This is a genomic window from Bacillus sp. 105MF (assembly GCF_000374885.1).
In the GTDB taxonomy this organism is placed as follows: domain Bacteria; phylum Bacillota; class Bacilli; order Bacillales; family Bacillaceae_G; genus Bacillus_A; species Bacillus_A pseudomycoides.
The window spans coordinates 165,465-180,989 of the sequence record NZ_KB895572.1 but is presented as its reverse complement, the minus strand read 5'-3'; the positions used below and the strand labels follow the sequence as shown (position 1 = coordinate 180,989).

Genomic DNA, 15,525 nt, shown 5'->3' with positions numbered 1-15,525 from the left:
AATGATTCCATTAATTATCGGTGGTATATTACTCGCAATCTTACTTTTACTTATTTTGGTGTTTATCACAAAATATCGTACAGTTGGTCCTGATGAGGCGCTGATTGTAACAGGGAACTGGCTTGGTGACGGGAAAAACGTTGTCACAACAGATGATGGTAAAAAAATTAAAATTATTCGTGGTGGTGGTACGTTTGTTGTACCAATTATGCAACGAGCGGAACTTCTTAGTTTATTAAACTATAAATTAGAAGTTGGAACACGTGATACGTATACAAAGCAAGGGGTGCCAGTTACGGTAAATGGTGTTTCTATTATTAAAGTAGGTTCAACAATTGAAGAAGTATCTACAGCAGCTGAACAATATTTAGGGAAAGAAACGGAAGAGTTAAAAGTTGAAGCGAAAGAAGTATTAGAAGGCCATTTACGTGCTATCTTATCTTCAATGACAGTGGAGGATGCTTATAGTAATAGAGAGCAATTTGCACAAAAAGTACATGAAGTTGCTTCGACAGATTTGAAGAAAATGGGGCTTCGTATTGTCTCCTTTACGATTAAAGAAATCATGGATAAAAATGGTTATTTAGATGCTTTAGGTCAACCGCAAATCGCAACAGTGAAACGTGATGCAACAATTGCGAATGCAGAGCGTGAAAAAGAAGCACGTATTGAAAAAGCTCGTGCGGAGAAAGAAGCAAAAGAAGCTGAATATCAACGTGATGCACAAATTGCTGAGGCTGAAAAGCATAAAGAATTAAAAGTACAATCATATAAGAGAGAGCAAGAGCAAGCACGTGCCGATGCGGACCTTTCTTATGAATTACAACAAGCAAAAGCACAACAAGGTGTTACAGAAGAGCAAATGCGCGTTAAAATCATTGAGCGTGAAAAGCAAATTGAATTAGAAGAAAAAGAAATTGCGCGTCGTGAAAAACAATACGACGCGGAAGTAAAGAAGAAAGCAGATGCAGATCGTTATGCAGTTGAACAATCAGCGGAAGCGGAAAAAGTAAAACAAATGAAAAAAGCAGATGCAGATCAATATAAGATTGAAGCAGAAGCAAGAGCACGTGCGGAAGAGGTGCGTGTAGAAGGTTTAGCAAAAGCCGAAATTGAAAAGGCACAAGGGCAAGCAAAAGCAGAAGTTCAAAAAGCGCAAGGTACAGCGGAAGCGGATGTTATCCGATTAAAAGGTTTAGCAGAAGCGGAAGCGAAGCAAAAAATTGCGGAAGCATTCGAATTATATGGGCAAGCGGCAATTATGGATATGGTTCTTAAAATGCTTCCAAGCTACGCAAAAGAAATTGCAAGCCCACTTAGTAACATTGATAAGATTACTGTTGTGGATACAGGCGGCGGTGGAAAAAACAGCGGAGCTGGAAAAGTGGCAGGATATGCGACGGATTTAATGGCAACAATGCAAGAAACATTAAAAGCTTCTTCTGGTATTGATTTGAAAGAGTTATTAGAAGGATTTGCCGGAAAAGGTACTGTGCAGCAAATGGTGAGTGAGAAGCCTGTTGTGCAAGTAGTGGAAGAAAACGAGAAAAGTGAAAAATAACGAAGGAAGGCCTCTAGCATTAGGGGCCTTTTTAGGCTCTAATGTAAAGCGAAAATAAAAGAGAATATAGCGCATATATTTCTAGCGGAATTATATTTGATGATATAAATGCAAACAATTGATGGATGAATTCTTTCTAGTTTGAACAGGTTGATTCTGTAAATCAATTTTTCTTTTTCATACTGATCATGTCCTTTTTTAGATTGATAGTATCAGTATGTCAAGGTTTTATAAATTTCTCGCACCAGAATCTCGCTAGCATCATACATGCCGCACTCATGCCACCTAATGCCACCTAATGCTTTGGAAAGAAATAATCCTCATATATGATTGGCAAATTCAAATAAAGATTCAGAGGAAGAACAAAGAAGTAACCCCAGTATAATCAATTTTTGATTGAATCTATCTATCTTCCGGTGATAGGAGGTGTTAGTAATTGAGTAAATGTAAATGTAAATGTAGCAATATTTCATTATATCAGTAACTAATTGTAACGTATTCATATAAAAAGACATTATAGGAACAACAAGATCGATTCCTAAAAATAAAGAAATTGAATAATATCAGGGCTAAAGATATCTTTTCTGCTGCATACAATTATGTTATTTCTTTCAATGTGTTAAATTTAATTCAAATAAAGTAAATTTAGATTAATGGAGAAATGATTGTGTGTTAAACTACATTAAAATATGTTTAATTATAATTCGTTACACAACTTGCTACAAGAACATTAGGAGGATTAGAAAGATGAGGAAATTGAAAGCAAAGATATACAAGTATGGAAAGGTTAATATCCTTTACTAAACAAGCTCATTTCAATGGAGGAAGTATTTTGAATCAACCCTGATATCGAAGAATTTCAAAAAGGATTGAAAATAGCGTTAGAGAAGCAGAATTAATATAATATGGGGAATTTGAACTTCATATAGCGTTTGAAAAAGCTACTTCTATTCAAGGGAGATTACAAATAGGATGGGCTGTTGTGTATAGCGTAACTCAAATATTTTTTATAGTTATATAAACAGAATTATTAATGTGATATAAAAATTATTGTGTAACTCCATTTTTATCCCGCATTAACGGACAGTAACACTCCCACCTCAAAATTCAGCGAAGGCAAAGAAGTTAGGTAGGAGATGAACTGTCCATAAAAGCCCGATTCGTTCAACTAATAATCAGTGGGGGATGAAGAAAACCCCCACTGATTAAAGTTTCACTTTATTTAGTGTGCTGTTATCGCAGTTTTTATAAGGAACAGAGGAGACTTAATGTATGAAAAAAAGAATTGTAATCATAGAAGATGAAGATAATATCCGAGAAATATGTAAACGGTACTTGGAAAGAGAAGGATATGAAGTATACACCGCTGTAAACGGAATAGAAGGTTGGAATGTATTTCAGCAATATCAACCAGATTTAATTATTTTAGATTTGATGATGCCGAAAAAAGATGGCTGGGAATTATGTGAGGAAATTCGCCAATACTCTAATGTCCCTATTATTATGTTAACCGCTAGAGGAGAAGAAAGAGATCGAATTTTAGGATTAACAATGGGCGCGGATGATTATGTGACAAAGCCGTTTTCACCTCGTGAATTAGTATTAAGGGTGCAAATTATATTAAGAAGAGGAAATCAAGCAACGATACAAGAGAAAGAACCTGTATCAGAAATGATAGAGTTCCTAGATTTGAAGATTGATCCAACGAAAAGACGTGTATTTGTTTGTGGACATGAAATTGAGTTAACAGTGAAAGAATTTGAGGTACTTTATATAATGGCAAAACATCCAAAACAAGTATTCTCACGATCTCAACTTCTTGAACAGATATGGAATTTTGAGTATGAAGGGTGCACAAATGCAGTAACTGTGTTAATGAGTCGTCTACGTGAAAAATTGGAGAAGCATACAACAAAGAATCGTTGGATTCATACAGTTTGGGGCATAGGATATCGCTTTGAGCCAGATGGAGGAAATGAAACATGAAGTTACGGAATCAATTGTTATTGATGAATTTATTAAGCACGGGAATCATAGTAATTTCGATCTGGTATAGTGACAGAAGAATGTTACTTAGACCGGAACAAACACGGTTATTAATAGGAATTGTGATGGTAGCAATGATTCTTTCAACGATTATTTACTGGTTAATGACACGTCCTATTATGAGATCTATTCAAAATTTAATTGCATTAACGAAACAATTTAGTGATAGACACTTTGAAACGATGTATATAATCGGGAAAGAACCAGAAGAGTTTAAAGAATTAGCGACAGCTTTTCAACAAATGGCTAAAAAATTAGAAGAAAGCTTTACTAAGTTAGAACAAGGAGAAAAAGCACGTACAGAACTAATTGCGAATATTTCCCATGACTTAAGAACCCCTATGGCTAGCATACAATTGATGATAGAAGCGTTACAAGATGGTTTAATTGAAGATCCTAATATGAAAATGCAGTATCTAACGACAATCCTAAACGAAATTCAAAGATTAAGTGGATTAATTAATAATTTGTTTGAGCTTTCTAAGCTAGAACTTGGACAAGGAGCCTTTCACCCCAGTTTAACACATGTGGACAGCATTCTATTAGAAGTACTAGATTCCCATGCGATCTTATTGAAGGATAAAAATATCCATTTACAATTGCACGTTTCGGATACATTGCCACGACTTTGGATTATGCCATGTAAAATAGTGCGGGTTATCAGTAATTTGTTACATAATGCGATTCGGCATTCCCCCACATTTGGAACAATCGAGTTAATTGTGGAGGAAAATAAACAAAAACAGCAAGTTACATTCATTTTGCGTGATGAAGGGGAAGGGATTTCTTACGATGATCAATTACGTATATTTGAACGTTTTTTCAGAACAGACCCATCAAGAAGCTCACAATCTGGAGGGTCTGGACTTGGACTCGCCATTGCAAAATCACTAGTTGAAATACACAAAGGAGAAATTGGTGTTCAAGATCGTTCGGATGGGAAACAGGGATGTGAATTTTGGTTTACTCTTCCCATTGCATCAGAAAAGAAATAATACGGTGGAAAGACTTTTGTAACATTTATGAGAGAGAAATGAAAGATTTGTTAGCTATGATGAAGTTAATCTTACTAGTAGATGTTTTATAACTCATCTAGAAAACTTAGTGACCTATGAAATCTTACAAAACTGTCATCTTTATGTAAGGTTATTAGATAGTTCATTTATTATTTTAATGTGATAATAAAGGTATAAGAAATACCAGTAAATTTTTAGATATTATAGGAGAGTGTCAGTAATGATTATAACAACAACTTCAACGATTCAAGGAAAAGAAATTATTGAGTATATCGATATTGTAAACGGTGAAGCGATTATGGGGGCAAATATTGTACGTGATCTATTTGCTTCTGTTCGTGACATTGTCGGTGGCCGCTCTGGTGCATATGAAAGTAAATTAAAAGAAGCTCGTGATATTGCAATGGAAGAGATGAAAACTCTTGCGAAGCAAAAAGGTGCAAATGCAATTGTTGGTATTGATGTAGACTACGAGGTCGTTCGTGATGGAATGTTAATGGTTGCTGTTAGTGGTACAGCTGTACGTGTATAAAATAAAAAGTATAATTGCTAAAGCGCCTTGTTAAGAGTGAGGTGCTTTTTCTTTTTTGTAAAATTAGAAAGGTGAAACACCTGAAAGGAAATAATATCTTATTTTCTTTAAGTTACTTTAGTGTTTTTTTGCACCATTAATATTTCCAATTATGGTATATTTTTTAGCGGAAGAAGATGTTCAATTAATAATAAATATATTTTTATTAAAAAGGAGAATATTTTGTTTAAAAAAAGTAGGGTAACTACAAGTATATCGATTTTAATACCAGTTCTATTGATCTTACTCATAGTTAACTTTATAAATGAAATTATTTTAACTGTATTTCAGGGGATTTCTCTTGTTTTACCTTTATTTCTTTGTCCTATTGGATTTATTTTAGCTATTTTTTCTCATAAAGTAGATAAAAATAATGGAGCAAAGATTGGGATAGTATTAAATGTGTTAGTATTCTTAATTCCTTTTATTTTGCTGATACGGGGAACGATGTGATTTCTATTTTGGTTATATTTAAATAGAGTTACCTTCTCTAAAGGGGAAAAACGTAGAAAGATCTTTGATAATTTTTGAGGGATTCTGGTGCAAGAAATATATGGGTATATTCTCTTTTATTATATCTTTGCACCAGCCCACCTTTTTAGACACTATTTAGAAGTGTATTTCATTCCCTCTAGTCTATCTAGTACCCTTCTTTTCTTATAAAACATTTTCCCTACTTCTGCAATTTCTTCAATTGTTTTTCGGTTTAAATAAGCACCAAAAATCATACCAGCAATGGGAATCATCTGAAATAGCTTCTTCCAACCGTAATTGTCACGATATACAGTAAACACTTCGCGCCATGATTTAATTTGGGACATACTGTCGTCGTGATTGACACGAGCATCAAAATGTTTTAATTCATGAAGAATGGTTTGTTTTCCTACAATATCAGACGAGGAAAATTGTAAGCATTTTACGATAAATAATCTCTCTTGAATATCTTCAGGATTATAACCGTAGCAAATTGCAATTTCTTGCAAAACGTTTAGTGACATGCTTAAAACAGCTGGAATATCAATTGCTAGGGTAAAAATGCCACCAAAACCGGTTGTGGCCCCTTGTGCAGTTGCGACAGATTTTCTATTCTCGATAATTTTATCAACGATTGTATCTATCTCACTTAAAGGGAATTTTTGAACATCTGTTAAAGAAGCTGCGTTTTCAAATTTCTTTATTGTTGTTTGTGGATGAATTAAATATTTACTTCCAGAATTGAGATATTGAATGAGCTCATCTAGTAAAATATTAATTTTTTTATGGATAAACTTAGGAGTTAACTTATCAAGAATAGCAAATGGAATTTTCCCCCACTTTTCAAAGAACCAAAGATCTTCCTGTTCTTTCTCCCATTTTTCAATGATTACGATTTCCTGTAATAAAAGTTCTTTTGACTCCATTTTTCGCCCTACTTTCTTATAACCGTGTCTTTCTATTTTACTGGGTATTTTTTGAATAATAAATAAAATTTAGCGTTTGTATTTATATTGGATGCTGTAAATAAGAAAAAGAGATAAGAGAACCAGCTTGAAGGAAGTATAGAATTAGATAACGTAATACAGCATTTCAGTTGGGATTTCTTGTGTAGGAAGTAGATATACGAGTACAATAAATATGTTAGTTTTACTTAACTTTTAACATTTGAATAAGCTTAATTGATTTTTGTGAGGTATCCTTTTTTACTGATAAAGGGCTTAATCCATTTGTAGATATCAGTATTTTCTGTAAAAAAGAGACTTTAGTTCGAAAGTGGTGGATGAAATGAATATACTGTTTGAAGCAATTAAGAGTAAAAATCTTGAAAAAGTGATAGGAGCTATGCCAAAGGTGGATATAAATGAACAAGATCAGTTTGGAAGAACCTCCTTGCATTACGTAATTGTAAAAAAGGCTCCTATTGAAATATTCAAAGAGTTACTAGCCTTCGGGGCGAAAACAGGCATAACAGATCGTTTACATGAGTCAGTACTTACTAAAGCAATTAAGTTTAATAATAAACAAGCTGTGAAGTGTTTAATCGAAAATGGAGTGGAATTGAATCATCCAGCCGGGATAAAGAAAACTCCTTGGTTTTTAGCAAGACATAATCCTGAAATAGCAGATTTATTATTGGAAACAAAAGGAGCTATTCGGCTGAAATTAACAGAAAGCGAACAAGCAATCATCGATGGTTGTTTGTATGGAGAACCTGCTGAAGTAAATGCTTATTTGACTCAATTAAATACTCCGGAATTGTTACATGCTTTTGTATTACATTTTAATTGGGATGATGATTTACAGCCGATGAAAATGGTATTGCAACATGCTAATTGTCAGGAAATAACTGCTATTGAAATGTTTGATTTAGTAGATGGGGATTATTGGCTGAATCAGGGAGATAGTAGTGATGAAGAAAGGGAGTATGTAGATTTTGTACAACATCTTTTAAGGAGGTTTCCTAATATATTATAAGCTATTTTTTCATATTGTGATCTTTGTATTAAGGAGATTATACAGAGTAATGGGCAATGAAAGTTAGGGGAATGATTTTGAAGGTTAAAAAATTAAAATTACAGCCAAGAATTACATTGACGATTGGTACACTCATTTTCTTTGTTATTGTTTTAACGAGCTTTCTTTTTTACTATATTGTATCTGAAACGGTGGAAGAGCAAATTGGTAAAAGGGCATTACACGTCGCAAAAACAGTTGCTGCCATACCTGAAATTCAAGAAGCATTTCAGAAAGAAAACCCATCTGCTATTATTCAACCAATTGTTGAGAAAATAAGAGTAGAAACAGATGCCGATTTTATCGTGGTAGGAAATAAAGAAGGGATTCGTTATGCGCATCCTTTGCGAGAGAGAATCGGAAAAGAGATGGTTGGTGGGGATAACGAGGGGGTTTTAACGGATGGGAAATCATATATTTCAAAAGCAACTGGGACGTTAGGTCCTTCTTTACGTGGGAAAGTACCAATTCGTGATCAGACTAATCATATTATCGGTGTTGTATCTGTTGGTTTTTCTATGGAGGATATTCATGAAGTGGCAGAAGCATACGGTAAGAGAGTATTTTGGATTGCTATTGCGGGGTTAGTAATTGGAATATTTGGTTCTATATATTTAGCACGTAGTATAAAAAAATTAATGTTTGGTTTTGAACCAGAAGAAATTTCCTCTCTATATGAGGAACATAGTGCCATCATTCAATCTGTACGGGAAGGAATTATGGTAATAGATAAAGAAGGTTGCATTCGTTTAGTCAATCAGGCGGCGTATGAAATTCTTTCTCTTGAAAAACATCAGACTATCATTGGGGATTCTATTTTGAAAATTATTCCGAACTCCTCAATATTAGAAGTGCTCCGAACTGGAGAAGAGCAATTTGATCGATATTTAGATATAAGGGGACAAGCTGTCATTGTAAATCGATTACCTATTAAAGTAAACAATGTGGTAATGGGAGTCGTTTCTAGTTTTCGCTTGAAGTCAGAAATGGATCAGTTAACTGAAGAACTATCTCAAGCGAGGCGTTATACAGAAGCACTTCGAGCGCAGACACATGAGTATAACAATCTTTTGTATACGCTTTCGGGTCTTATCCAATTAGAGTCATATGATGAAGCATTGGAGCTTATTCATAAAGAGACTGCTGTATACCAAGACTTTGTTCAGTTTATTATGGAGCGTATACAAAATCCGTGGCTAGGTGGAATTTTAATAGGATTTTATAATCGAGCTAGAGAATTGAAAATTGATTTTATTTTAGATCGCGAGAGTAGTTTGCAAAAGTTAGGCTCTCATATTGATAGTAATCATGTTGTTTCTATTGTAGGTAATTTAATTACAAATGCATTTGAAGCAGTTGAATATAATCAGGGATATGAAAAGCAAGTTAGAATGTTTGTGACAGATATTGGAGAAGAGATTGTCATTGAAGTTGAAGACTCAGGTCTTGGGATTGATGATGAGGTAATTACATGTATATTTGATAAAGGCTTTTCGACAAAAGAAGGAGAAAAACGAGGTTATGGATTAGCAAAGGTAAAAGAGTTAGTTGAAGATTTAAATGGGAGTATGGCGCTAGAAAAAGGGGAGCTAGGTGGTGCACTGTTTATAGTTGCATTGCCAAAGGAAAGAGGCGAATTGTAATGAACGAGGGGATTGAAGTACTAATTGTAGAAGATGATATTCGCATCGCAGAGATTCATCGTCGGTTTACTGAAAAAGTAGGGGGATTCAAGGTAATTGGGACTGCAACAACAGGGGAACAAGCGAAAGAGTGGTTAGATCTTGTCTCGCCGCAACTTGTTTTATTGGATGTTTATTTACCTGATATGCAAGGAACGGAACTTGTTACATATATCCGGCGTAACCTACATGATACGGATATAATTATGATTACAGCGGCATCAGAAGTCGAAATTGTCCGTCATGCATTGCGAGGTGGGGTGTCGGATTATATTGTAAAGCCACTTATGTTTGATCGTTTCAAAAAAAGTTTAGAAAACTATCAAAAAAAAATACAACAATTAAAACAAACTGAGCAACTATCTGCAGAACAAATTGAGCATTTGTGGTTTAAAGGACAGGTGGAATATAATCAAATTGTTTATGCCCCAAAAGGAATTGATCCTTTAACACTAATAAAAATTAGAAAATATGTATCTAACGTTGGACAAGAAGGAATTACAGCGGAAATGTTGAGTGTAGAAGTAGGCGTAAGCCGATCGACAGCAAGACGCTATTTAGAGTATTTAATTTCTGAAAAGACGGTTTATGCAGAACTTATATATGGAAATGTTGGAAGACCAGAAAGAAGATATTTTCAGGTCTCTTCATAAAGTGAAATTTTAACCAGTGGAAGTATTACTATCTGCGAATAGCGGAGAAAAACATAGAATAGAAAAAGTAGAGACTTCTATGGTCTCTACTTTTTGAATAGGAAAGATGAGGATATTTATTTCATTTTATATTGGAATGATGCCAGTAATAATACCGACTATTAACATGACCATTGTTGTTCCAACTGCCCAAAGTAAAGTGAAGCGTTGATGTTCACCAAAATCAACTTTTGCCATTCCAACTAATAAATAAGTGGATGGAACGAGTGGACTTAATAAGTGAACTGGTTGTCCAAGTAGAGAGGCACGCCCCATTTCAGCGGCACTAATTCCATAAGCTGCAGCGGCTTTTGTGAGAATTGGCAATACACCAAAATAAAAAGCATCATTGGACATAAAGAATGTGAAAGGCATACTTATAATAGCTGTAATAATAGGAAGCTGTGGTCCGAGCACATCAGGAATAAGGGCAACTAGGCTTTGTGCCATCGCATCTACCATTTTTGTCCCCGATAAAATTCCTGTGAAAATTCCAGCGGCAAATACTAAAGAAACAACCGCTAATACGTTTCCTGCATGAGAAGCAATACGTTCTTTTTGTTCTTCCAGACTTGGATAATTAATCATAACTGCAATAGCAAAAGCAACTGTAAATAATACAGGAAGTGGCATAATCTCTATGATAAGGCAGACGAGAAGAGCGATTGTTAATAAAAAGTTAATCCATAATAATTTGGGACGTTTATAGCTAGTAGCTTCTGTAGTTGCTGCTTGTTCATCCATCAGTGCCTTTTCTTTTTGTGTATATTGTATATCGACAATTCCTAAGCGCTTTCTCTCTTTTTTCCCAAGGAAGTAAGCAACAAAAACAACCCATATTGCCCCACCAATCATTGCTGGAATAAGTGGTGTAAATAACTGTGAAGCATCGAGAGTAAGTGCACTCATAACCCTAGCTGTTGGACCACCCCAAGGTGTAAGATTTGTAACCCCAGCTCCTAGCATAACAACTCCAGCTAATATAAGCGGATTCATTCCAAGGCGTTTATATAGTGGGTACATTGCAGAAACTGTAATCATATATGTTGTTGTGCCATCACCATCCAATGAAACAATAATAGTAAGAATTGCTGTACCAACAACAATTTTTAATGGATCACCGTTTACAATCTTCAAGATTTTACTAATGATTGGATCAAATAATCCACTATCAATCATAATTCCGAAATATAAAATGGCAAACATAAGCATAATACCAGTTGGTGCTAATTTCTTAATCCCGTCTAGCATCATTGGTCCTACATTTGCATAAAATCCTCCAATTAATGCAAATATAATAGGAATTAATATTAATGCAACTAATGCTGACATACGTTTGGTCATAATTAAAAACATAAAGACAAAGACCATCGCAAACCCGAGTACTGCTAACATGTAATCTCCCCCTCTGAAAATGATTGCGCTTTCGATGAATGCTGAAAATTCAGAAAAACCTTTTTGTTTATCATAAAGGATGGAGTATGTATGGTAAATAATTAGAAAAATAACGTTATTAAACGCATAATCGTTATTTTGTTCATTTTGTTCATGAGTTTTATTTTGAATTTTTAAAAATATAAGGTGTTTATTGCAGGAGTGATAGAATAGATGAGAAAATAGAGAAGCGTGAAGTAGGGAGTAGATTTTGAATGGAAGCAATGATTGAAGAGATTTATAGTTCATATAAAGGAAGAGTAGAAGAGATTTTCGTTGATGAATTATCTTACGTATATGAATGGGAAAAATTAATGACGATTCGAAAAAATGACGGAACACTGGAGAAAGTAGCAGTGGGAATTAGTGGTCATATACGATCTGTAAATATAGAGGTTGGTCAGGAAATTGATATGGATACATTGTTACTTAAGTTAGAAGATGATTTATTGATTACGGGCTGCGAATGATAGAAGATGTGTAGAAATTGCTACACATCTTTTTTTATTAGTGAAAATTCCATTTATTACAAAAAACGCATTGTTTTTTCACAAATCTCACACAAATCTCACACAAATTTTTGGTATTCTCCTAAATGAGTAAGTGAATAGAATTTGATAGAGAAGGGAATTACATATGAAAATTATTCGATTTTCTTTTCTCTTATTTTTTGTATTACTTTGTATCCCATTTCGTATTCATGCTGAAACAACAATTCAATCACAAATTGATGATACTCCTGCGTACGGAACTGTAAAGCTAAAAAATGGTATGTATAATGAAGCGATTGAAATATCAAAACCTATTACGTTGGAAGGAGAGAAAAATACGAAGATTCGTTTTTGTGGTAATAAACCTGTTATTAAGGTGAATGGGGAAAATGTTACTGTTAAAAGACTAAAAATAGAGCAGTGTAAGAAAAGAGAGGGAACAGCCGCTGTATATGTTGCAGGAGTCGGGCATAATTTCACTGATTTAGAAATTCGTACACAGCAAATTGGGATGAAGTTGGAAGGTACTCAAAATACGAAAATCCAGAATAGCAGTATTCTAGGAGAAGCTAACGGTAATGGAATTGATTTATGGAAGTCTCATTGGAATCAAATTGAAAATGTTCGAATGAAAAATGTAAGGGATGGGATTTATTTAGAGCAAAGTAATAATAATCAAATATTAAGAAATTCCATTAGGCAATCTCGTTATGGTATTCACCTTATGTATTCTGATGGTACGAATGTGAGCAATAATATATCACAATATAATATAACTGGTGCGATGATTATGGGTACGAAAAGAACGACTGTAAAGGGAAATCAATTTATCAATAATAGAAGAAATGTTCATGCGCAAGGATTACTTTTGTACGATGCGATAGAAACAGAAGTTACGCAGAATCAAGTTACTAACAATAGAGTGGGAATGTATGTTGAAAAGGCGAAAGATAATCGGATTATAAAAAACATCGTTACAAATAACTTTATTGGAGTGCAATTAAAAAATGCAAATGAAAATGAAATAGCTGAGAATACCTTTTTAAGTAATATCAATGGCTCACAAGCTACGAAAAGCACGAATAATGTAATTCATCGTAATTATTGGGATGGTGCTTTAAAAGTAGATTTAAATCATACAGGTATTAGTGCATTACCTTATAAGGCTGATTCTTTTTTTTTAGTTTTAACGCAGGATATTCCTGAATACCAGTTGTTTTTTCATTCGCCTGGGATGCTTGTTTTACAAAATTTAATCAAAATTCCAGATGAATCGATGTTAATTGATTATAAACCAAGTATGAGTATGCAGTTTTCGAAGATAGAAAGAGGTACAGAAAGTCAATTTGAAGCTTGGATTATTAGTGTAAGTATGTTGCTTATGGGAAGTATATTGTTCTTTTTAGGGAGGAAGTATTGATGAAAATAAAACATGTTGTATTTGTTATGTGTATGTGCCTAGTATTTGCAGTGGTAGGGTGTGGAAAGAAGGGCGCAGAGCCAGTCGCGGTCGATGAAAAAAATGATAAGTGTGATGTTTGTAATATGGCAGTAATGGATAATCAATTCGCAACGGAAGTTATTTTAGAAAATGGTAAAGCGCTAAAATTTGATGACATTGGTTGTATGTATAAATGGATGGACGAACATAAAAATGAAAAAACACAAGAAAAATTTGTTCGAGATTATCATACAAAGGATTGGATTTCATTAGATAAAGCTACTTATGTGTATGATAAAACAATTAAAACGCCAATGGCATACAATGTAATTTCTTTTAAAGAGAAAAAAGATGCTGAAAACTTTGTATCTAAACATGCTGGAAAAGTCTTTTCATATAAAGAGTTAACGGATCATAAATGGGAAATGAATAAAGAAATGATGGGGAAAATGAAGAAGGAACATGGGAAAGAGAATAACTCAGGGCACTCTCATTAATATAAAATAAAATGGAAAGAGGCTTTATAGCCTACAAATAGCTGGATAAAAGACAACCTTAGGCGGTTGTCTTTTTCTATAAAAAGGGTGATGATATGTGGAATATATGCTATTCAGAGTGGCGTAGAACAGTAAGAGAAAAGTCTTCGTATACATTTTTATTACTTTGGATTGTAATACTTTCTTTATTATTTTTGATGGAACGGAATGTACCATCCTTAGTGGGATATACGAACACAATGGGAACAATTTTAAACTTAATTTTATACATTATCCCTTTATTTATGTTAATCGCAGGATCATTTTCAATTGCAAATGAGATGGAAAATGGACAATGGCGGCTTCTGTGTACATATCCTTTAACTACATCCTCATATGTAATAGGAAAGATTGCTGGTCAATTTATAGCGCAAATTATTCTTTTTACACTTAGCTTTGGAAGTAGTGTAATGATTGGATTATTAAGTGGAAGTATGTTTAAAAGTAGCTGGATACTAGCAATTTACTTATTTTCTATTATTCTTATATTCTTTTTTATAGTTTTAGGTATAACAATTGGTGCATTTTCTTTGACAAGGTGGCAAGCGTTAGCAATTTCAATTGCAGTTTGGTTTTTACTCATTATGATGTGGCCTACGGCAGTAATTAGTATTCTTAATCTTGTTCCATATACGATGATAGCATCGCTTATAAAAGTTTTTGTGTTTTGTAATCCGGCTGAACTGCTAAGAATCATATTTGTTATTCAATTAGGGGGAGGGGCAGTATTTGGACAATCCTATGATCAGCTTGTGATGTTTTTTCAGAGTGGGGCAGTAGTTATAGTTCTTTTTATGTATAGTGCGATCTATACAGTAATCTTCTTATTATTAGCTGTTTGGCGACTAGAAAGGAGAAGAAACCAATGACAGTATTGCAAATTGATGGAATTTGTAAGCAGTATAAAAAGAAAACGGCATTATTTCCTACTTCGCTACACGGTAGAGATGGGGAATGTATTGTACTATGCGGTGGAAACGGAGCGGGGAAAAGTACGATCCTTAATATATTAGCAGGAATCTCTTCACCTACATCTGGAACAGTAAGGTTACAGGACATAGAATTGCGTGAAAATAGAAGGCAATATGTAGCTGAAATTGGTTATATGCCAGATGATTTTCATGCGCAACAATCTATGACTGTACAAGAGTTTCTATCATTCTATGCAGCTTTTCGAAAGGTAGGAAAAGAGAGAGTTCAGGAAGTAATTGCATTACTTGGATTAGAAGAGAAGCAAAGCGAGTGTTTACACAGACTATCAAAAGGAATGAGACAAAGGCTTTTATTTGGACAAGCGTGGCTCGCCAAGCCTAAATTACTACTATTAGATGAACCAACAAATGGTTTAGATCCATATTGGGTAAATGAATTTGTTACATTATTAAAAGATATAAAGAGAAGTGGTACAATCATTGTTTTTTCTACACATATGATGGATGTAGCAGCAGATATTGGAGATGTGATTCTCTTTATGGAAGATGGAAAGGTTACACAAGAAATAAGAGATGATGGAAATACGGAAAACTTGATATTACAATTATTGCAACTTCATCGTAAGTAACAGA

Annotated in this window: 15 protein-coding genes; 13 read left to right on the top strand and 2 right to left on the bottom strand. The window is 34.1% G+C overall.

The window, feature by feature from the left end; all coding sequences use genetic code 11:
• Nucleotide 1 precedes the first annotated feature (1 nt).
• The 5 genes from C564_RS0113070 to C564_RS0113050 all read left to right on the top strand — a co-directional run bounded on the left by C564_RS0113070 (nucleotide 2) and on the right by C564_RS0113050 (nucleotide 5,647).
• Entirely contained in the window at nucleotides 2–1,561 is a 1,560-nt protein-coding gene (locus C564_RS0113070) for a flotillin family protein (protein ID WP_003195033.1), read from the top strand.
• A gap of 1,272 nt (nucleotides 1,562–2,833) precedes the next feature.
• Entirely contained in the window at nucleotides 2,834–3,547 is a 714-nt protein-coding gene (locus C564_RS0113065; RefSeq protein ID WP_018765620.1) for a response regulator transcription factor, read from the top strand.
• Nucleotides 3,544–4,602: a sensor histidine kinase gene (locus C564_RS0113060; RefSeq protein ID WP_018765619.1), complete on the top strand. Its 1,059-nt coding sequence runs from the start codon at nucleotides 3,544–3,546 to the stop codon at nucleotides 4,600–4,602. The genes C564_RS0113065 and C564_RS0113060 overlap by 4 nt, the downstream gene beginning before the upstream one ends.
• Before the next feature lie 241 nt (nucleotides 4,603–4,843).
• Nucleotides 4,844–5,155, top strand: a complete 312-nt coding sequence (locus tag C564_RS0113055) for a heavy metal-binding domain-containing protein (protein WP_018765618.1) — start codon at nucleotides 4,844–4,846, stop codon at nucleotides 5,153–5,155.
• 222 nt (nucleotides 5,156–5,377) lie between these two features.
• Nucleotides 5,378–5,647, top strand: a complete 270-nt coding sequence (locus tag C564_RS0113050) for a hypothetical protein (protein ID WP_018765617.1) — start codon at nucleotides 5,378–5,380, stop codon at nucleotides 5,645–5,647.
• A 152-nt stretch (nucleotides 5,648–5,799) separates the two neighbouring features.
• Here the strand turns inward: C564_RS0113050 and C564_RS0113045 are convergent, their stop codons facing one another.
• On the bottom strand, nucleotides 5,800–6,594 hold the full coding sequence (locus C564_RS0113045; protein ID WP_003195022.1) for an EcsC family protein: 795 nt from the start codon (nucleotides 6,592–6,594) through the stop codon (nucleotides 5,800–5,802).
• A gap of 361 nt (nucleotides 6,595–6,955) precedes the next feature.
• Between C564_RS0113045 and C564_RS0113040 the strand changes: the two genes are divergently transcribed.
• The 3 genes from C564_RS0113040 (at nucleotide 6,956) to C564_RS0113030 (ending at nucleotide 10,019) form a co-directional block, all read left to right on the top strand.
• Nucleotides 6,956–7,645: a DUF4274 domain-containing protein gene (locus tag C564_RS0113040; protein WP_018765616.1), complete on the top strand. Its 690-nt coding sequence runs from the start codon at nucleotides 6,956–6,958 to the stop codon at nucleotides 7,643–7,645.
• Between the two features lie 71 nt (nucleotides 7,646–7,716).
• Nucleotides 7,717–9,327: an ATP-binding protein gene (locus tag C564_RS0113035; protein ID WP_098205864.1), complete on the top strand. Its 1,611-nt coding sequence runs from the start codon at nucleotides 7,717–7,719 to the stop codon at nucleotides 9,325–9,327.
• Entirely contained in the window at nucleotides 9,327–10,019 is a 693-nt protein-coding gene (locus tag C564_RS0113030; RefSeq protein WP_006093454.1) for a response regulator, read from the top strand. The genes C564_RS0113035 and C564_RS0113030 overlap by 1 nt, the downstream gene beginning before the upstream one ends.
• A 126-nt stretch (nucleotides 10,020–10,145) precedes the next feature.
• Here C564_RS0113030 and C564_RS0113025 read toward each other — a convergent pair whose 3' ends face one another.
• Nucleotides 10,146–11,453, bottom strand: coding sequence for a CitMHS family transporter (locus tag C564_RS0113025; RefSeq protein ID WP_018765614.1), 1,308 nt, complete (start codon nucleotides 11,451–11,453; stop codon nucleotides 10,146–10,148).
• A 254-nt stretch (nucleotides 11,454–11,707) separates the two neighbouring features.
• Between C564_RS0113025 and C564_RS0113020 the strand changes: the two genes are divergently transcribed.
• The 5 genes from C564_RS0113020 to C564_RS0113000 all read left to right on the top strand — a co-directional run bounded on the left by C564_RS0113020 (nucleotide 11,708) and on the right by C564_RS0113000 (nucleotide 15,521).
• Nucleotides 11,708–11,962 carry a hypothetical protein gene (locus C564_RS0113020; RefSeq protein ID WP_003195017.1) on the top strand — a complete coding sequence of 85 codons (255 nt, stop codon included), beginning with the start codon at nucleotides 11,708–11,710 and terminating at the stop codon, nucleotides 11,960–11,962.
• A 166-nt stretch (nucleotides 11,963–12,128) separates the two neighbouring features.
• Nucleotides 12,129–13,403 (top strand): right-handed parallel beta-helix repeat-containing protein, encoded by a 1,275-nt coding sequence (locus tag C564_RS0113015; protein WP_018765613.1) that lies wholly within the window; start codon nucleotides 12,129–12,131, stop codon nucleotides 13,401–13,403.
• Entirely contained in the window at nucleotides 13,403–13,921 is a 519-nt protein-coding gene (locus tag C564_RS0113010; RefSeq protein WP_003195015.1) for a nitrous oxide reductase accessory protein NosL, read from the top strand. The genes C564_RS0113015 and C564_RS0113010 overlap by 1 nt, the downstream gene beginning before the upstream one ends.
• A gap of 95 nt (nucleotides 13,922–14,016) precedes the next feature.
• Entirely contained in the window at nucleotides 14,017–14,829 is an 813-nt protein-coding gene (locus tag C564_RS0113005; protein ID WP_003195014.1) for an ABC transporter permease, read from the top strand.
• Nucleotides 14,826–15,521 carry an ABC transporter ATP-binding protein gene (locus C564_RS0113000; RefSeq protein ID WP_018765612.1) on the top strand — a complete coding sequence of 232 codons (696 nt, stop codon included), beginning with the start codon at nucleotides 14,826–14,828 and terminating at the stop codon, nucleotides 15,519–15,521. The genes C564_RS0113005 and C564_RS0113000 overlap by 4 nt, the downstream gene beginning before the upstream one ends.
• The last annotated feature ends 4 nt before the right edge of the window (nucleotides 15,522–15,525 follow it).